This is a genomic window from Paenibacillus donghaensis, from assembly GCF_002192415.1.
In the GTDB taxonomy this organism is placed as follows: Bacteria; Bacillota; Bacilli; order Paenibacillales; family Paenibacillaceae; genus Paenibacillus_AQ; species Paenibacillus_AQ donghaensis.
This window is the reverse complement of sequence record NZ_CP021780.1, coordinates 6,743,087-6,761,161: the sequence shown is the minus strand read 5'-3', so window position 1 is coordinate 6,761,161 and position 18,075 is coordinate 6,743,087. Positions and strand designations below refer to the sequence as shown.

At 48.4% G+C, this 18,075-nt stretch carries 15 protein-coding genes and 2 pseudogenes; 14 read left to right on the top strand and 3 right to left on the bottom strand.

Translation table 11 applies throughout. The features are described 5' to 3' along the window. The first annotated feature begins 108 nt into the window (after positions 1-108). From B9T62_RS30615 to B9T62_RS41905, 9 genes and pseudogenes are all read left to right on the top strand, one after another. Positions 109-852, top strand: coding sequence for a polyphosphate polymerase domain-containing protein (locus B9T62_RS30615; RefSeq protein WP_087918717.1), 744 nt, complete (start codon positions 109-111; stop codon positions 850-852). Next, positions 845-1,527: pseudogene (locus B9T62_RS30610) on the top strand (DUF4956 domain-containing protein). Before B9T62_RS30615 ends, B9T62_RS30610 begins: the two are co-directional and overlap by 8 nt. 23 nt (positions 1,528-1,550) lie before the next feature. Further along, complete coding sequence (locus tag B9T62_RS30605) at positions 1,551-3,716, top strand: carbohydrate-binding domain-containing protein (RefSeq protein ID WP_087918716.1); 2,166 nt, start codon at positions 1,551-1,553, stop codon at positions 3,714-3,716. An 848-nt stretch (positions 3,717-4,564) separates the two neighbouring features. Beyond that, positions 4,565-4,700: pseudogene (locus B9T62_RS40990) on the top strand (transposase); the annotation flags it as partial. Positions 4,701-4,888: 188 nt separating this feature from the next. Further along, entirely contained in the window at positions 4,889-5,983 is a 1,095-nt protein-coding gene (locus tag B9T62_RS30600; protein WP_087918715.1) for a hypothetical protein, read from the top strand. A 552-nt stretch (positions 5,984-6,535) separates the two neighbouring features. Beyond that, positions 6,536-7,537 (top strand): HD domain-containing protein, encoded by a 1,002-nt coding sequence (locus tag B9T62_RS30590; protein WP_157794071.1) that lies wholly within the window; start codon positions 6,536-6,538, stop codon positions 7,535-7,537. 79 nt (positions 7,538-7,616) lie between these two features. Then, positions 7,617-8,471 (top strand): AraC family transcriptional regulator, encoded by an 855-nt coding sequence (locus B9T62_RS30585; RefSeq protein WP_087918712.1) that lies wholly within the window; start codon positions 7,617-7,619, stop codon positions 8,469-8,471. A gap of 24 nt (positions 8,472-8,495) precedes the next feature. Continuing rightward, complete coding sequence (locus tag B9T62_RS41910; protein ID WP_157794206.1) at positions 8,496-8,657, top strand: homocysteine S-methyltransferase family protein; 162 nt, start codon at positions 8,496-8,498, stop codon at positions 8,655-8,657. A gap of 182 nt (positions 8,658-8,839) precedes the next feature. Continuing rightward, complete coding sequence (locus B9T62_RS41905; protein ID WP_425436612.1) at positions 8,840-8,995, top strand: response regulator transcription factor; 156 nt, start codon at positions 8,840-8,842, stop codon at positions 8,993-8,995. A gap of 113 nt (positions 8,996-9,108) precedes the next feature. Here B9T62_RS41905 and B9T62_RS30575 read toward each other — a convergent pair whose 3' ends face one another. Beyond that, positions 9,109-10,455, bottom strand: a complete 1,347-nt coding sequence (locus B9T62_RS30575) for an outer membrane protein assembly factor BamB (RefSeq protein ID WP_087918711.1) — start codon at positions 10,453-10,455, stop codon at positions 9,109-9,111. A gap of 1,896 nt (positions 10,456-12,351) precedes the next feature. On the opposite strand from B9T62_RS30575, the gene B9T62_RS30560 reads away from it, so the two are divergent. Continuing rightward, a complete protein-coding gene (locus B9T62_RS30560; RefSeq protein WP_087918708.1) occupies positions 12,352-13,086 on the top strand; it encodes a hypothetical protein in 735 nt (244 codons plus the stop codon). Between the two features lie 15 nt (positions 13,087-13,101). Next, positions 13,102-13,761: an ABC transporter ATP-binding protein gene (locus B9T62_RS30555; protein ID WP_087918707.1), complete on the top strand. Its 660-nt coding sequence runs from the start codon at positions 13,102-13,104 to the stop codon at positions 13,759-13,761. A gap of 11 nt (positions 13,762-13,772) precedes the next feature. On the opposite strand, the gene B9T62_RS30550 is transcribed toward B9T62_RS30555, so the two are convergent. Continuing rightward, positions 13,773-14,666, bottom strand: coding sequence for a diacylglycerol/lipid kinase family protein (locus B9T62_RS30550; RefSeq protein ID WP_087918706.1), 894 nt, complete (start codon positions 14,664-14,666; stop codon positions 13,773-13,775). 169 nt (positions 14,667-14,835) lie between these two features. Between B9T62_RS30550 and B9T62_RS30545 the strand changes: the two genes are divergently transcribed. Both B9T62_RS30545 and B9T62_RS30540 read left to right on the top strand, forming a co-directional pair. After that, positions 14,836-15,852 (top strand): YdcF family protein, encoded by a 1,017-nt coding sequence (locus B9T62_RS30545; RefSeq protein ID WP_157794070.1) that lies wholly within the window; start codon positions 14,836-14,838, stop codon positions 15,850-15,852. A gap of 70 nt (positions 15,853-15,922) precedes the next feature. Continuing rightward, positions 15,923-16,264 carry a zinc ribbon domain-containing protein YjdM gene (locus tag B9T62_RS30540; RefSeq protein WP_087920489.1) on the top strand — a complete coding sequence of 114 codons (342 nt, stop codon included), beginning with the start codon at positions 15,923-15,925 and terminating at the stop codon, positions 16,262-16,264. A 168-nt stretch (positions 16,265-16,432) separates the two neighbouring features. Here the strand turns inward: B9T62_RS30540 and B9T62_RS30535 are convergent, their stop codons facing one another. Then, entirely contained in the window at positions 16,433-17,008 is a 576-nt protein-coding gene (locus B9T62_RS30535) for a DUF4352 domain-containing protein (RefSeq protein ID WP_087918704.1), read from the bottom strand. A 230-nt stretch (positions 17,009-17,238) separates the two neighbouring features. On the opposite strand from B9T62_RS30535, the gene B9T62_RS30530 reads away from it, so the two are divergent. Next, a complete protein-coding gene (locus tag B9T62_RS30530; RefSeq protein ID WP_087918703.1) occupies positions 17,239-17,934 on the top strand; it encodes a hypothetical protein in 696 nt (231 codons plus the stop codon). The last annotated feature ends 141 nt before the right edge of the window (positions 17,935-18,075 follow it).

The following is an 18,075-nucleotide window of genomic DNA, read 5'->3' as shown; positions in this document are numbered from 1 at the left end:
AAAAAAAGTTAAGCCAGTGTAAAAAGCATTTAAGATTCATTAAAGGTTTGGGGGCTAAGATACAGACATGAGCAGGAGAGACGCACCAACCGAAAGGAATGAACCGATATGGCGATCGAAGTATTTAACCGTTATGAGAACAAATATCTGCTGGATAACACAGCTTATAACCGCTTCTATATGGAGCTGCTGGCGCATATGGAGCTGGACGCTTACAACAAGCAGCACGAATTCTATTCCATCACCAACCTATATTATGACACGCAACATGATGCTTTGATCCGCAACAGTCTGTCGAAGCCCAAATATAAAGAGAAGCTGCGTTTAAGAGCTTACGGAACACCCGATCAGGAAGCCAGAGTATACCTCGAAATCAAGAAAAAGGTGTTCGGCCTGGTCAACAAAAGAAGAACCGCACTTAAGCTGAACGAGGCCTACGAATTCGTCCGCACCGGTGCCGCGCCGCAGCTGCGGGATTATATGAACAAGCAGGTGGTGAACGAGATCAGCTATTTCCTGGAACGGTACGAGTTGATGCCGAAGCTGTATCTCTCCTATGACCGCAAGGCAATGTTCAGCAAAGAGAACCGGGACCTCAGAATAACCTTTGACACCAATATCCGCTGCAGACGTTATGATCTGTCGCTGGAACAAGGGCCTTACGGTGAACAGCTGCTGGAGCCGGGTCAGTGGCTGATGGAAGTGAAGGCGGAGAATACGATTCCGATGTGGCTGTCCAGGCTGCTCTCCGAACACCAGATGTATCGTACCAGCTTCTCCAAATACGGCAATGAATACAAAAAAATGCTCAAGAACAGCACAATTGAACAGGAGAGTGTCCTCTATGCTTGATTCGTTATTTTCCACCGATCTAGTCAGTACCGAACTAACCTTCACCAGCGCTATCTTAACTATTCTAATCTCGGTGGTCCTGGGGCCATGATCAGCTGGACTTATATGAGAACCAACCCAGGCAGCTATTCCCAGAGCTTCACTCTTACGATGGTGCTGCTGCCGGTCATCGTCGCGATCATCATTCTGCTGATCGGCAGCAATGTCGCCAGAGCGTTCAGTCTCGCCGGAGCCTTCTCCATTATCCGCTTCCGCAGCGCGCCTGGTGATCCGAAGGACATTACGTTTGTCCTGTTCACGATGGCCTCGGGTCTTGCCTGCGGGGTCGGTTCCTTCGGCTACGCTGTATTGTTCACCCTGATCCTCTGCGTGCTGATGTTTGCCCTGAACCGTCTGAACTTTGGCGTCAGAACAAGCCTGCAGAAGCTGCTTAAAGTAACGATTCCCGAGAATCTGGGGTATGAGGAAGCTTTTGCAGAAGTATTCAATCAATACAACGTGGCTTATGAACTGAAAAAAATCAGAACCACCGAGCTGGGCAGCCTGTATGAGCTGGTCTACGCCGTAAGCATCAGTGAGCAGACGAGCCAGAAGGAATTCCTCGACGCGCTCCGCTGCCGCAATGGCAATCTGGATATCTCCTTAACCATGACGCCCACCTACACAGACTATTAACCCATAATGAGAGGAAGATTACGATGAGAAACTTTATGATAAACAGTAAATGGGGAGTGCTGCTGTTAAGCGCCGTCCTGGTGACGGCTTGCGGCACTAGCTCGGCCACATCATCGGCCGTACAAGCTACAGCAACAGCTGCCGCTACCACGGTGCAACAGAATACAACCCCTTCAGGAGTGCAGCTGGCCAGTGCGAAGCTTGCCGATCTGGTGACCTTTGACGAAGAAGATACACTTACAACCTGGAGTGCCGATAATTCAACCACCATCGCACTGAATGGAACGAGCGCAACGATTAGCGGCTCTGGCGCTGAAGCCAAGGCTGGACTGGTAACTATTAATGCAGCCGGAACTTACGTGCTCAGCGGAAAACTTACGGATGGGCAGCTTGTCGTAAATGTGCAGGATAAAGGCACCGTTCACCTGGTCTTTAACGGAGTGGATATTCAGGATAGCGACAGCGCACCTGTCTATATTAAACAAGCGGGCAAAGTCATCCTCACGCTGCAGGAAGGCACTGAGAATACGCTGACCGATGGAGCAAATTATGTTTTTGAGGATGCGGCTTCCGATGAACCCGGTGCGGCGCTCTTCAGCAAAGCCGATCTGACGATCAACGGGACCGGCAAGCTGACAGTCAATGCCAGCTATAAAGACGGCATCACCAGCAAAGATGATCTGAAGATTATGAGCGGCACGATTGAGGTGCACGCGGCGGACGACGGCATTATTGGCCGCGACATGGTGGCTGTTCAAGAGGGGACAATCACCATCACTGCTGATGGTGATGGAATCAAATCCACCAATGACGAGGATGCAGCCAAGGGGTTCGTAGCCATTGCGGCCGGAACCTTCGATATCAAGGCCGGAAATGACGGTATTCAGGCGGAAACTGCGCTGCTGACGGATGGCGGAACCTACACTATTGTCAGCGGCGGGGGCAATGCCAATGGTGGGGTGAAGACCGAAGACAGAGGCGGCATGTCAGCGCCGCCGGGCGGTTGGACACAAGGAACAGTGCCGGCAGCACCTTCCGGTACGGCAGCAACTACCGATGCAACTGCAGATGCAGTAGCGGATGCGGCAGCAACAGAGGCAGGAGCAGATGAGGCTGCAGCTGCAGAGACGGAGTCAACCAGCGCCAAGGGGCTGAAGGCGGGCGGGAATATGACCGTCAATAGCGGCAGCTTCACGATTGATGCTGCGGATGATGCGGTCCACAGCAACAGCAATGTAACCATCACAGGTGGGGAGCTGACGCTGGCTTCCGGCGACGACGGCATCCATGCCGAAGCCACAGTAACGATTGCCAGTGGCAAGATTGAGATTACCAAGAGCTATGAGGGCATTGAAGGCGCGAATATTATAGTATCCGGCGGGGAGACGAAGGTGGTTGCCTCCGATGATGGTGTGAATGTGTCTGGCGGGAATGAGCAATCAGCTGGCGGCGCACAGGGCCAGTCCACGGATACTGCGGCCCACGTGCTTACAATCAGCGGCGGTGATTTGACCGTAGACGCCACTGGCGACGGACTGGATTCGAACGGTTCCATCGTAATGACCGGCGGTAACGTGATTGCTAACGGCCCTACCAACGGCGGCAATGGAACCCTTGATTATGACGGTACCTTCGAACTCAGCGGTGGGTACCTGGTAGCTGCGGGAAGCTCGGGCATGGCCCAGGCACCGTCGGAAGACTCCAGCCAATACTCGCTGCTGATGACCTATACTGCGGCGCAGGAAGCCGGAACCCTGGTCCATCTGGAAGACAATGAAGGCAATACGCTGCTGACCTTCGCTCCGTCGAAGACATATCAGACGGTGGCGATCAGCTCACCCGAGCTGAAAGAGGGAGCTACGTATACCCTGTACACAGGGGGCACCTCTACCGGTACTGAAGTGAATGGACTTTATGCGGATGGACAATACAGCGGAGGCACCAAGGTGACCGATTTCGAAATTACCAGCAGCGTCACTTACCTGTCCGAGTCGGGCGTAACGACTGGAAATACCTCTAACCGCGGCGGCGGTGGCGGCTTCGGAGGAGGCGCTCGCCCTGAGGGCGGAACACCGCCGGAGGGTGGAACCTGGCAGGGCGACGGAACGCCACCTGATAGAGGAACTGCACCTCAAGGCGGAACACAGCCGCAGGCGACAACAGGAACGGAAGGAACCAGTTCGATGTAACAGCAATGAGGCAATCTTGAATTAGCGCGTCCGGTTGGGCGGACACTAAATAAGTGGTTCTTGTTTAGGCCGGCGGGGTTTGGAATATTGCCCTGGAACGTTCGGAGCAAATAGATGCAAAAGTACATCTATTTGCTCTGAATCTCCAACTAGCGGGCCAATAAGTGCAAATCTGCAACTAATATCGAGTAAATAGGCTCTATAACGCTCAAAAGCCCATAATAGATGCGTTTACGGTTACTACTTAGGACCCTGCGACACTCCAAACCCTTGAACTAGGTAACCTGCATTTTAGCGGACCGTATAGCCCCTATTTCCTCCTATCAGCGATCTTTTGACGTCTTACGGACCGTATAGCCCCTAAGTCGTCAAAACAGGCTCTAAAGCGAGTGTTTTCTGTGATATAGAGGCTCCTGGGTCCGTTAATCCTGCAAAACGGCCTATGTACAGCAAATAGAGGCTCCTGAGTCCGCAACCGTCTGAAATCGAAGTGAGGGTTACGAGCGAAGAGGGCTAGGGGACCTAAGTAGTAACCGTTTACGCATCTATTTCCTCCAAACCGGAAAAAATCGATTAATTAGATGCGTTTTCGCAACTAATTAAATGAATAAGAACAACATGACAAAGATAAGCGGAAGTCCCAATTTACGGACTTCCGCTTTAGTGCGTATAACGCAATTAGTCAATATTCTCAATTGCCCAATCACTCGCTTTATTTTTGATGAAGAAGTAGGTGATGCCTTCATTCCCAATCTTTCCGTCACTGGATTTTCTCGCAAAACGAACCCTAACTCTTATTTGCTCAGGGTCAGATAGTTTTTCTAGAAGATCCAAGTCGGATGAAGCATAAAGAGCTTCATGGGTTTCGCTATTGCCGTTTTGCGCGGACTCTCAAACGTCAGGGAACATGCTTTGATGACGGCAGCCGTGCAGAATATGAAGAAGATGGCGATCCACTTGGATCGCCTGGAAAAGCGAGAGTAACCCCTCCTCTTTTTTCGATTTTACAGCTGCCTGAACATGTAAAGAAACCCAGGTGTATAAATTGACCTGGGTTTCTCGACAAGCTGAAGCTACTATTCTCTCAAGAATAGTAGCTTTGTCGTTACACTGGAGTATATAATTAGACGCGCTTACAATTAAAAGACTTACTTTTGAGGGGGAGCTTATCATTGAAAACAGTAACTACTAAATTCATAGTAAATTTAGTCCTTATTTTAGGAATACTTTGCCTTCCACAATCCTCTTTCGCTGCTCCAGTCAGCTTCACAAAGGATATACTCAATGATCAAAACACCGTATATCCAATTAGTGCTACACAAGTCCTAATTAAAACAAAAAATAAGCTGGAACTAGTCGACGTCCAGACAAACACTCTGGTTAAGCTGGTTAGTGTTAATCAAAAAATTCTAGATGTCCAAATATTATCAAATCCAAACAAAATCATTATCATAACCCAGACAGATGCAGGCAAGATTCAAAAAGGCGTCTTCAGTGTCCAGGGCATTCAAACCAATGAATTTCAGTATCGCATGAATTTTCCCAAAGACGTAGAAGCCAGATGGTCACCGCCTTCCGGAAAGGTGAACGAACGTCTCATGGTACGTCAAGGTAATCGATTCAACCTCTATTCAACAACGAAAACACAACCTTTGCTCACCTACAATGCACCAGTGGATAAAGGTATCTATGAATATGTCAGCCTGGCGGATTGGGATTATAGTAAATACCCTTATCTCGTGACCAAATACGTTAGTGACGGAATTATGGCATCCGACTATGAAGTGCGAGTTCTTAATTTATTTACTAAAAAAATAACCGTTATCGACCGACTTCCAATTGATACCGGCTTTAAGGTTAGCGGAAATGACAAATTGGAATTATGGAACTCCTATATCTATCAAGATGTCCAGCCTGCGAATGCCCCTCATCCTGACCCAACAAAACCACAGGCTTTCTATTCTGTACACAGCTTGGCGTCTGGAGCAGAAATATCAAATTATTCTTCCGTATTCAAGCAATCTTTTGGTCAAACTTCCGGTTGGAAAACACAAATTGCAGGCAAATATGTATGTGTTCAGGACTTAAGTACAGGGTTGTGGAATTTGTATGAGAACAATGGTTCAACTGTTGCCATGGCTCAGGCAGGACTTGGAAAAGGAACCTGGAAATTTCTCGGCTACAATATCAGTGAACGCGTATGTTATTTCATCGTTATGGAAGAGGGTGACCCCGCACCCATCATTAAATCTATAAAAATTAAGTAATAGTATCAAACAACGACATGTTAAACGATTCATTTATTGCAAAGCAACAATACGCAAAGGCGCATAGTTTGGGTAAAGAGTAGTAACGGAGTTTATGCAGAGGCTTAACAGAAGCGCTACCGCAAGCTGGCCCGCAAAAGCGCGTTGAAGCTGGAGAAGGCGGGGCGTCGCTAGGACTGTTGGGACCCCGATAGGATGATAAAAACCGCTGTCTGCAGTTTGCAGACAGCGGTTTTTTGCGTATTCCGCAGGAACAGCCCGCCTTTGCTGTTAAGGTCTTGCGCATTCCGCAGGAACAGCCTGCCTTTGACCTTAGCCTCCGGCGCGCATCCCGTCAGGGATCGCGTGCCGTACATTGCGGCGTTCAAGCGGTCCCGCAGGGATAAGCGCTCCCCCTCCCAGCCTCCCTAATCACCGTACCGCCAGACTCATTCACCAAACTTGCAGGTGTCCAGAGGGTGCAACCCTTTGGGGCCCTCCCTTGGAAGGGAGGGTTTGGGAGGGATCGATGTGTTATATTTTGCTAAGAAAGAAAAAGGAGGCACAATGAACATGATGAACCAAGCATACATAGCCCAACTGAGCGGAACGGGCGAATTATGGGAGCCGCTATGGGGGCTGCGTATAAGGCTGACAGAGATGGAGCAGCGTCTGCTGCAGACCTCCGTTGTGCGCAGGCTGCATTTCATCCATCACAATGGCGGCAGCTACATTAATACTCAGCACGTCGATACCCGGCTGCAGCACAGCTTGGGTGTATTTGCACTGGGGGCTTATTATTGTCCGGATCAGCCGGAGCTCCGTGCGGCGGCCTTGCTGCATGATATCGGACATCTACCCTTCAGCCATACACTGGAGCAGATTGAAGGACTGAACCATCACCAGAGAACAAGGGAGCTGCTGTATGGCGAGGAGATTAGTGGGATTCTGGCAGCTTATGCGATAGATCAAGGCCAGATTCTTAATCTCATTGAAGGCCGCATCCCCAGCCCCTTGCGCAACAAGGAGAACCGTCTGCACCTGGATCATCTGGATTCCTGGGTGCGGAGTGGCCGAACTACAGGACTACTGCAGTCTGCGCATGCGCTTGTGCCGCGGATCAGCCTGGCAGGTCCGAATCTCTCCACAGATGCCGAAACGGCAGACCTTTTGCTGCGGCTGATTATCTCTGAAGCTGAATTTCATGCTTCTGCCGTCAATATAGGAACGAATGCTGTGCTGCTGGAGCTGGTTTCCGTGCTTATCGAACAGCAGGCAGTTTCTCTAGAGTCCATAACCGCCATGACAGATAACAGCCTGGAGGCTCTACTATTAAGTTCTCCACATACGCAAGAAGAAGCGCAGCGTTTATATTATGGTTCTTATCCATTAAAAATCACGCGCGATCGTGACAAAGCTCCGGTGGACGCCTATCATGCTACCTTATCCAAGCTGTATTTGTCCTTGCCGCTAATAGATCAGGGGCAGGTCTCCGTAGAATCGCTGCCTTCGTATCCGCTGCTGAGCGGGCTGACTGCGCGTTTAGGCGAGTATTACATTTATTGGGACAGTTGAACCGTGCTGTATGGTGCATGAAATGCAAGGTGCCCGTCAGGGAGCTGCTGTATCATGAGAACGGAAAGGAAGTGTAAGGATGGATTGGGTGACAAGAATGAACCGGGCAGTCAGCTATCTGGAGGAGCATATGGACGGGGAGATTGTTTATGCAGAGGCGGCGCGGATTGCGTGCTGCTCGGTGTATCATTTCCAGCGAATGTTCTCTTTCATTACGGAGGTGTCCTTGTCGGAATATATCCGGCGACGGCGGCTTACCCTGGCGGCGTTTGAGCTTCAGCAGAGCAGAATCAAGGTGATTGATCTCGCCCTGAAATACGGCTATGACTCCCCCGAGGCGTTCACACGCGCCTTCCAGCAGCTGCATGGGTCTACTCCGACCGCTGCACGAAATGCCGGGACCCCACTCAAGGCTTATCCAAGAATGTCCTTTCAAATCTCAATCAAAGGGGCGGCTGAAATGAACTACAGAATCGAACAGGTTGGCGGGTTTAAGATCGTGGGCATGAAGGAAACTGTCCATACTGAACAGGCATTCAGTGAAATACCTGCGATATGGGACGCTGCAAGGGAAAAGGACGTCTTCGGGAGGTTATGGGAGCTTCATGATCCTGAACATGTCATCAGGGGCATTCTTGGCATATGTGCCAATGGGGAATTTGGAGCCAATGAAACCTTCGATTATATCCTGGCTGTGGTTTCCGATGAAGCTGCGCCGGAGGATCTGACAACACTGGACTTTCCTGCGGCCACCTGGGCTGTATTTGAAGCACCGGGCCCGCCCGATGCGCTTCAGGAGATCTGGAAACGGCTGTACACAGAGTGGATTCCTGCTTCTGCCTATGAGCTGGCCTATCTGCCTGCGATTGAATGTTATCTCCCGCCGGAGGAGAATCGCAATGAGCTGTGGGTTCCAGTGCTGAAGAAGGCATAGGCGGTTGTCAGACGGGTCAGAAGAATTCCGGGTTCACAGCAACGGCAGCAGCCCCCGATCATTGGGGGCTGCTGCCGCACGACGCCTCACCAGATTCGTGAGCTGGCGCAGAAGTGGCGCAGCAGCCCGAACGACATAGGTACGCTTCCGGCCGGACCGCTTGCACGGCTTACTTATTCCGTGTGACGGTCCCGCCAACCTCTCCAATGGGAATCTTGCCATTGCTGGTCTGGGCAATCAGGGCGTCGCCTGAGATCTGGAAGCGGAACGATGATCTCCCAGGATGTGGCCCGGCGTCTGTTCCGTGAGCAGAATCCTGAAGCCCTGCCTAATCCGTATGACCTGACAGACCGGGAGCTGGATGTGCATTGACGGAAGGTCTGCGCAACAAGAGAATCGCCCAGAAGCTGCATCTGTCCGAGGGCACAGTGAGGAACTACATTTCGTCCAGCTATCTGAAGCTGCAGGTAGGCAGCCGGGAAGAGGCTGTTGAGAAGAGCAGGAAGGAGCAGCTGGTGATCTAAGGGTGTATGGCAAAAAGGGTCCTTGCGGATAACTAACCTCTGCAAGGACCCTTTAATTATTCATACAAAAAAACAGCAGATAATCCAGGGCTGTTTACTACGCCCAGAGCTGTTTATTTCAAAGCTGAGGGTAACCTCACTCCCATCAGCTTGCCGCCCGTCTGGATCAGGAGCATGCCGCCCGTCTTCAGCAAGGGGGAGAACTCACGAGATCCGGTCTTGACTGTGAACACCTGCTTCGTGGTCAGGAGATCATAGGCATGAAGCAGTCCGTCGGTCTGGCCTACATATACTCCTGTGCTGAACACTGCGGCTTGGGCCGTGGGATTGCCTCCCTGATCGAAGCTTACATATTGTCCGGTGGCGGTCTTCATCACAATCAGACCATGGGTGTGGTCATCGGTGAAATAGAGTCTGCCTTGATGAAGCAACTTCAGCGGCGTCCGCTGATCATAAGCTTCCTGATTCCACTTCTGCAGCGGGGCTGCACCCGCCACATAATTATTGAAGTCATATCTCACGATACGCTGTCCCTGGAAAATATAAAGGTCATTCCCGCTAAGAAACGCGGTCGAATACGCACCACCGCCATGGAAGACACCATCGGTATTGGCGGTATCCTTCCAGCTGTAGAGACGTTCCCCCTTGATGGCTCCGCTCTTCAGGTTGAAGGCGACGATTTCGACCTTGCGATTGACGGGATCGTCATCCAACATAAAGGTCTCTTTCTCCGAATACAGGATGCCGTCTTTGATTGCAAGCGGCGGAAGCTGGCGCGAGCTCTCCCACAGCTTACGTCCGGTTGCTGTGTCGTATACCGCAATGAGCGGCACCGTAATGGCTCCGCTTACGCTGTAGTTGCGGACAAGTGTACCCTCCGCCTCAAGCGCAGGCGAGCCGTTGTAATAATTGCCGGGATCTTCGGCAATCCGCCATTTAATCTTGCCGCTGGCTGCATCCACTGCCGCCATTTTCTGCGCTTGGGTAACGTATACGGTAGAGCCGGAGACAACCATACTGTCCGCAGTTGGATATTCAAGGGCTGCTGTCCAGGCCGGGCTGCCGTTCTCCTTGATCTTGTACAGTGAACCGCTTGCGGTCATGCCATAGACCGCGTCCTTGTGATACATGAACTGCTGTGCCAGCTTGCTGCCATATTCCCACAGCTTCTTGCCGTCCGTGGCCCGCAGTGCGGCAAGCTTCCCGTTTGGCTGCAGCATGAACACCTTGCCGTTCTCGGCCACAGCGGTCACCGGGTCCATGACTGGTGCGTTGCTCGGCTTGGCGATGGCTGTGCTCCAAGCTGGCTTGACAACATTGCTTTCTGGTTCGCTGTGGTAGATCGTGCCGGTACTTACTGCAGGCTGCTCGGCATAAGCTGCCGATCCGCTGCCAAGTGGCAGCAGCAAGGCAGCGCAGACGAGGGATGCCAGCCGTTTCATTGCTGTTCCTGATAACATTAGGATTCCTCCATAACTTGTAGTTTCTTGCCGTCATCCATATCCTGGATGAGGCTTCACTTAATTAGACTCTCATTTAATATAAAATGTCAAAAATTTTTAACCAAAATTTATATGTAAAATTATTTAGTTAAATCCATAATTATAATTGGAAAAATTAAACAATAAAATACTATTTTTTATTTTCCTCTTATGTTATGTTAATAGCACTGTTTATTTCCATGTATATCATGTCCTAAAAAAGGTATTGAAGATTACTTGTACGGGCTTGAGTGAGGGTAGAATTAGTTTAATATAGAAGGGGTGGAAAAATGCTCAGAGAAGTAATTAGGGAAGTTAGAAGTAAGTTAACACCCATCTTTCTATTTCTTTGGATGTTAACGACTATAGCTCTCATTTCTTTTGCCGTGTACAGAAGCCGGGCTTGGGATTTTAGGGATTCATTAGAGTATTTCACATTTATTTTAAATGGAGCGTTACCCATTACTTTTCCGATTATAGCCGTTTTGGTATACGTAGCTTCATTTTCGGAAGAAGTTAACAATCGTTTTCTGGTCTATACCCGAATGCGTAGGTCTATAATGGGAACCGTGTATATCAAACTAACCGCCAATATTATACTGACGTGTTTATTCTTTTTTAGTCTTACTTTTATTTCATTCCTTTTTGCTTATTATATTGAACCTCATTTGGGAATTGCTAATTATGACCCAGCCGGGTTTGGACTAACCAAAGATAATATAGCAGCAGATACCTACACACGATATACGTTTACACAACTCCTTCGATATGGCACGTTTACATACAGCATTCTATACTCGCTTTGGATTGCAATAAATGCATCCCTATATTCAGCAATAAGCTTTTTTCTAGTATTGCTTATAAGGAATCGTTTCCTAGCTCTAAGTCTACCTTATATCGGTTACATTATTGCCGGCCTCACGATCTCTTCAATGGGTTCATATGCTTATCGGCCTAGCTATGTGCTCTTCCCTTTCGACTATATACAAAGTCCGATATGGACTGCGTTTGTTCCATTTCTGGTTCTTGCTGTTGTTCTCGTCTGCCTAATGATGTATGTAAAGCGAAATACTTCTAAAGTAGGTAACTTCACATGAAATTTTGTAAAAAGCATCTTGGTGAATTGCTAACCTGGAAGTGGTCATTATTTTTTATTCTTATGTTTATTGTTGGCTTCAGTCAGCGTCACAATATCATCGATTCATCTATATTTATACAATCGGGAATAAATCAGTGGGATATCTTAATTGGCATTACCGGTGACCCCTTTTTGTGTCTTTACCTGATTCTCCCTTTCATGCTTCTCCTATCCTGTCTAACCATTAGGGAAACATTTAATATAACCTACTTGGTGCGTGTGCACAGCTGGTGGCAATGGGTTGTATATTCGGTAAAAATATTTAGTCCGGTCGTTGTGGTCAGTACAACGTTATTGTTGATTACCTCACTTCTGCTAACTTTGGGGTTACCTTATGAATCGAATTGGAGTTCATTTAGTTCAGCCGAGCTCTCTACATTTAATGAAATGAGTTCATTTTCTAGGCAATCTAATTTGTCACCTTACCTAGTGATTATTTTTCAACTGTCCTTACTTTATATTTTCCTGTTATCTGTACATGCTTTTATTGCGACTCTATATCTTTACTTTTCCAATCTGTTGTATTTAGGGATCATTAGTTTCGCCATCTTTTTATATTCTCTGCTATCTTTTAGATATATTCCAGACTTTCCGAAACTGATCGCTTTCAACTATATGACATTTCACTCGAGTTATGGAACGTATCATGCTGTTTATCCGGCATTTGCAATCTTAATAGGAATCTTAATTATTAGTATCTATGTAATACCTCTTCTAAAAAAATGGCGGTGATAAAAATGTGGACGAAAGCTCGCTATCCGTATGTAGGTTATGCATTGTTATGTCTGCTGGGCATCGCCAGTCCATATCTTAATCCATGGGAGAAATCAGTTACAGTGTGGGATGCGCTTTATCTTCGTTTCTACGGTGTTTCGCCAGAAGGTGCGTTTTCTTTATTGTCCTTTCTGTTCTATGTTGTTGTATTTATGGGCTTTGTGTATCTGTTTCAGGTGTATATTACAGAATATTTATCCGGCCGTTTCTATTATGTTGCGATCCGCTATCGATCACTGCTCAGCTTATTCTCCCGTCTAGGGAGCAGAATTGGACTGGGGGCTGTTACATTGCTTGTAGCATTAATTGTCCTGACAGTGGTCGTCGGCCTAATCACCGGGCAAACCCTTGAGCCCAAAATTACGGTACAGCCTAATGTGAATTTTAATCAAGTATTGTATCAGTTCCTGATCAATGGCTGGTTGCAAATCATGAGTGGGATCATGATTGTATTTATCACGGCCTGGTTGTTCAAGGATGCGTCCTATAGTCTTATAGCGCAAGGCGTGCTAGTACTCGCAGTGTTACCGATGTTCAATGTCGGGGGCTTGCTGCCGGCAGGGCTCAATAGCATGGGATACATTAGCGGACAGTGGGAGGATTTACTGCGGATTACAGGAGCACTTGTCGTATACCTACTAATCGAATTCGGCATAATTATGTATTTGTTTAGGAAGAAGAATATAGCATTTTATTAATAGGGGGACGATGAGATGAAGCTGATCGAGGTTGTGAATGTTAGTAAATCTTTCAAAGGGAACCAATTGCTGAATCAGGCAAACGCAACCTTTGAACAAGGGAAAATATACGGAATTACAGGTCCGAATGGCTCGGGTAAATCCGTTTTATTCAAGCTTATCTGTGGATTTATCAAGCCGGATCAGGGAGAAGTACATATTCATCCCAAATATCGCAGTAAGCACGCTGATTTCCCAAGTAACTTTGGGATTATTATTGATCGTCCAGGTTATTTAGCGGGTCAGACAGGCCTTGAAAATTTGCAGAGATGGGCAGAAATCCAGCACAAGATTAGTGATCAGGAGATTCAGAGTACGATGCGTCTTGTCGGATTAGATCCTACTACTCGCCAAAAGATGAAAAGCTATTCGCTAGGAATGAAGCAGAAAATTGCACTTGCCCAAGCGATTATGGAAAATCAAGAAGTGTTGATACTGGATGAACCCTTCAATGCACTAGATATTGATAGTGTAAAAAATATTCGTGAGCTGCTCCTGACCTTTAAGCAAGACGGAAAGACCATCATCCTAACAAGCCATAATCAGGAAGACATTGATCTGCTATGTGATCAGGTTTTTCAAATCCGAAATCAAAAGCTAGAAATTGTCGAGCCCAAAGTTACGGTTGGATCATAGATGTGAAACGATTAAATGGGTTCTTCCGGTACAATCACCTGAATATGGCGTGGAATAATGCCCAGCTGGATGGGCAGCGGCGGGCCTTCTTCGCCGTCAACGTTGGTGCGGACGGGTTCCGTCGAGCTTACGCTGACTTCTGTGGCTGTGAAGTAAATAACATCCTTATGATTCTTCAGGTTGCCTAGCAGCAGAGAGAGGCTGACGGTCAGTGTGTTGAGAATTGTAAGGTCCTTGATAATGAAGCAGTGCAGCAGGCCGTCGTCAACAGCAGCTTCGGGTGCCAGCTTCTCGAATCCGCCAACCGAGTTCGTCAAGGCTGCGACAAAAAGCGGAGATTCGCCTTCCCACACCTCGCCGTCATGGTCGATCACTAGCGGATGGGTGGCGGTGCCCGTAAGCTCCTTGAGGCCTTCCTTCAGATAGGCCAAGGCGCCCAGCCTGGATTTGTCCTCTGACGACACGGAAGAAAGCGCCTCGGCCAGCGAACCAGCGGCCACGACATTGACGAACAGCTGGTCGTTCAGCCGGCCCATATCCACCGTTACCAGCCGGGAAGAAGCCAGCGTCTGAATGGCCTGATCGGGAACAAGCGGAATCTGCAGGGCACGGGCATAATCGTTGACTGTTCCAAGCGGGATGATGCCCAGCTTAGGCCGGTGAATCTGGTCGGCGAAGCCGTTTATAGTCTCGTGAAGCGTGCCGTCTCCACCGATGCAGACAACCAGATCGTAGCATTCCTCACAGGCGCTGGTGCAGAAGCGGGTGGCATCCAGCTCTTTTGCCGTCTCGTTGACCTTAACCTCGTAACCTTGCTGGCGAAGAATCTCTTCGACATTTCTGACATGCTGTGGCGCATCCTCTTTGCCGGAGGAGGGATTGATGATGATCATGGCCTGCTTCATATCCATAGTCCTCTCTGTTTGTGTTTAATACCATATACCCAAAAAATCCGCTGTTGTTGTTATCATTTGCAGGTATAGCAGATTGGCCTCCCCGGCAGTTGTTTAATGACTAGTAGGGAATAATATCCAGAGTCAGATGCCACAAGACGAATTCTCGGGGGGCAGCGTTATGGTTTATTTATATGCAGTGTCGGCAAGCTTGCTGGTTCTGTTCGGAATCAGTTTTGCGGCAGAGAGGCGAAGGCTTCGCAACGGCATTTTCCTGACCTTGGGTCTATTGCTGCTGGGCATCACCGTGTTCGTGGATATTCTCGTCAGCGTGGATGGCCTGCTGGAGGCTGTCGACGGATTCCTATCCGTGGTCATGCTTGTGTTCACCCCTATTCTGCTGTTTGCGCTGGGAACGGCGTGTATTGAGAACGGTCGTATTCTGTTGTCAAAAGAAGGGAGAAAGCTGCCCAATCTGCTGACACTGGGCATTGGTGTCGGATTGATCGCATTCCTGCTGCTTACCTTGGTTTCGGCATCCGAAGCCAGTATACAGCCTGTAGTGACTCTGCTATGGCTGCTGGTCGGATATTTCAGCTTCCTGCTGGTCTGCTATCTGGTCTCCTCCATCCTGTATAACTGCTATCAACCGAAGCTGGACCAGGATTTCATTCTTGTGCTAGGCAGCGGGCTGATTGGCGGACGCGTTCCGCCCTTACTGGCCGGACGCCTGGAGCGGGCGATCAGCTTCTATTATAAACAGAACAAGGTGCATACGCCGCCCAGGATTGTGGTATCTGGTGGTCAGGGCAGCGATGAACAGCGGGCGGAAGCGGTGGCGATGAAGCAATATCTGCTGGAGCGGGGGATTCCTGACGCGCAGATTCTGGTGGAAGCCGAGTCTGCCAATACCCTGGAGAACATGGCCTACTCCAAAAAAATAATGGATGCAGCGCAGCGCCCGGCCAAAGGTATTTTTGTGACCAGCAACTTTCATCTGTTCCGGGCAGGGATCTACGCGCGCAAGGCGGGAATCCGGGCTAATGGGCTGGGGGCGCGGACTGCGTTTTATTATCTGCCCAACGCTTTTATCCGTGAATATCTGGCGGTGCTGGCCCTGCATAAACGGGTTCATTTCATCGTTACTCTGATGGTGGTGCTGATTGCCGTGTCGCTGGCTTTTCGAAATGGAAGTTAGGACAGGGTTTGTCAACAGCGGAGGAGTATGGGAGAATATAGGCAACACATATGAATGGGGAATCAATGAAATGAATGAACTGCCAAACTGCCCGAAATGTAATTCTGAATATACGTATGAAGACGGGAGCCTGCTAATCTGTCCGGAATGTGCCCATGAATGGACCCTGGCCACCGATGATGAAGCCGAAACCGGCCAACGGGTAATCAAGGATGCCAACGGCAACGTGTTAACCGACGGGGATTCCGTAACAGTAATCAAAGACCTGAAGGTCAAAGGAAGCTCCTCTGTCCTCAAAATAGGCACCAAGGTCAAAAACATCCGCCTGGTGGATGGGGATCATGATATAGACTGCAAGATTGACGGCTTCGGAGCGATGAAGTTAAAGTCGGAGTTTGTGAAGAAGAGTTAGGTTGGATTCATCGTGTTCATCAAAAAAACCACCTATATAAGATGAACTTAAGAATGGAGTAGTCGGGTTGCCAGAAAACCTAATGCATAGGGCTTCCTGGCAGCTCCGTTAGTAACATTCTTAAGTTCACGTTCTATAATGCTAGAATGCTGCACCAGGTGGTTTTAATTATTTCAACTCAATCTGACCTTGCTCCGTACCCCAATACCCTGTCTGTACATTCAGGATAAAGTCTTTCATATCTTCAGGTATTTCAAAAACTACGTTTCCGGTTTGAGCTAATCCGGGGTTAATTCCCTCATACAAAAAGTAGTCGCCTGAGGTTGTAATTAATGTTGTAGGAGTGTACTTAACATCGCCTTTACTGAGTCCAAAGAAAGAGGAGTCTGTAGTTATCATCTCATTGCCGGCATTTTTTACAGTCGCATTTACCACAAGAAACACACTTCCCTCCGAACTTGGCGAGTAGGAAAGATATTCTCCATCTTTTATTTTTTTTGTAGTCGAGATCTTGTTTACCTTAAAGACGACATCCCCTACTTTTAATTCCTCACCAATAGCCGCTAACTTTTTTTCTTCTGTTTTCTTGTCTTCGGATTTTGTATTACTGTTAGATGCTGAAGAATCTTGTGTTGGAGCCTTGTTTGTTGTATCGTCGTCATCAGTGGAGACAATATTAATTATTATGACTAAAGCAATTAAAGCAATAAATCCTAAACAGCCCATCTTGAACAGCTTTTTCAAATAAAACCCTCCTGGTTAGGTAATTTTACCTAATGTAATAGATATCCAATATATCGGCAGGAAAATAAAGATATTTATAGGAAAAAACCCTTTTTTTAAAATTATTTTCATTTTTGGAGTGAAAATAGGAGGGGAATGTGCAAACTCTACTTAGTGCTAACGATAGAACGTAACCTTTCCGATTCATAAGCGTCGGATAGGGTGAATTTCAATTAAAGAGGAGGGGTACTATGTATCTTATAAAAAGATTGGGATTGACCATTTCCATAGCAGCGATGCTGCTGCTTGCCGCTTGCAGCGGGGAGCCGGAGGCCACCCCTGAACCGTCACCAACACAGACGCCGCAGCAGACGGCGGCACCTCAGGAAACGGCTGCACCGACCGCGACTGCGGCAGCAGAAACGGCAGCACCTGAAGAAGGCACACCACCTACGGTGACGGAGGCCGCGACCACGATTATGCGAGCGATTAAGGGCAACGATATGCAGCAGCTGTCAGCATGGGTGGATGTGGAGGAAGGCGTACGCTTCTCGCCGTATGCTTCCATCGACAAGCAGAACGATCTGATGTTCACTGGAGAGGAATTGGCTGCATTGCCGGAGGATGCCACCAAGCTGGTATGGCGTACGCTGGTAGGGTCGGATCAGGTGATTGAGCTGACTTTTGCAGACTATTACAAGCAATATATTTATGATGCTGACTTCTTTACAGAAGGTGAAGTATCAGTCAACAAGCCGCTGGGTGAAGAAGCGAACATTGGCAATCTGCGTGAGATTTATCCCGCCGAGAGCTATGATTTCGTAGATTATCACATTGCTAGCGATGGCACGGATGACAGGGATTGGCGCACGCTGCGTTTAGTTCTCAAAAAAGTAGGATCTGACCACTCACTGGTGGGAATCATCCACAACCAATGGACTCCGTAAGGAGGCTGGTATGAGACATAAGACGGGGTAGTGTTCAAAAAAGGCCGCAGCATCATGAGATGCTTTGCGGCTTTTTTTGTGTGAAGTGGGATATCGGTTGTGTTAAGATGTGCCTGGTGTATGAAGGCATATTTGGGTGTT

Bases quoted from the DNA above. Each gene is read 5' to 3' on its own strand.
- B9T62_RS30615 (WP_087918717.1), top strand. From the start codon at position 109: ATGGCGATCGAAGTATTTAACCGTTATGAGAACAAATATCTGCTGGAT.
- B9T62_RS30605 (WP_087918716.1), top strand. From the start codon at position 1,551: ATGAGAAACTTTATGATAAACAGTAAATGGGGAGTGCTGCTGTTAAGC.
- B9T62_RS30590 (WP_157794071.1), top strand. From the start codon at position 6,536: ATGATGAACCAAGCATACATAGCCCAACTGAGCGGAACGGGCGAATTA.
- B9T62_RS30585 (WP_087918712.1), top strand. From the start codon at position 7,617: ATGGATTGGGTGACAAGAATGAACCGGGCAGTCAGCTATCTGGAGGAG.
- B9T62_RS30575 (WP_087918711.1), bottom strand. From the start codon at position 10,455: ATGTTATCAGGAACAGCAATGAAACGGCTGGCATCCCTCGTCTGCGCT.
- B9T62_RS30560 (WP_087918708.1), top strand. From the start codon at position 12,352: ATGTGGACGAAAGCTCGCTATCCGTATGTAGGTTATGCATTGTTATGT.
- B9T62_RS30555 (WP_087918707.1), top strand. From the start codon at position 13,102: ATGAAGCTGATCGAGGTTGTGAATGTTAGTAAATCTTTCAAAGGGAAC.
- B9T62_RS30550 (WP_087918706.1), bottom strand. From the start codon at position 14,666: ATGAAGCAGGCCATGATCATCATCAATCCCTCCTCCGGCAAAGAGGAT.
- B9T62_RS30545 (WP_157794070.1), top strand. From the start codon at position 14,836: ATGGTTTATTTATATGCAGTGTCGGCAAGCTTGCTGGTTCTGTTCGGA.
- B9T62_RS30540 (WP_087920489.1), top strand. From the start codon at position 15,923: ATGAATGAACTGCCAAACTGCCCGAAATGTAATTCTGAATATACGTAT.
- B9T62_RS30530 (WP_087918703.1), top strand. From the start codon at position 17,239: ATGTATCTTATAAAAAGATTGGGATTGACCATTTCCATAGCAGCGATG.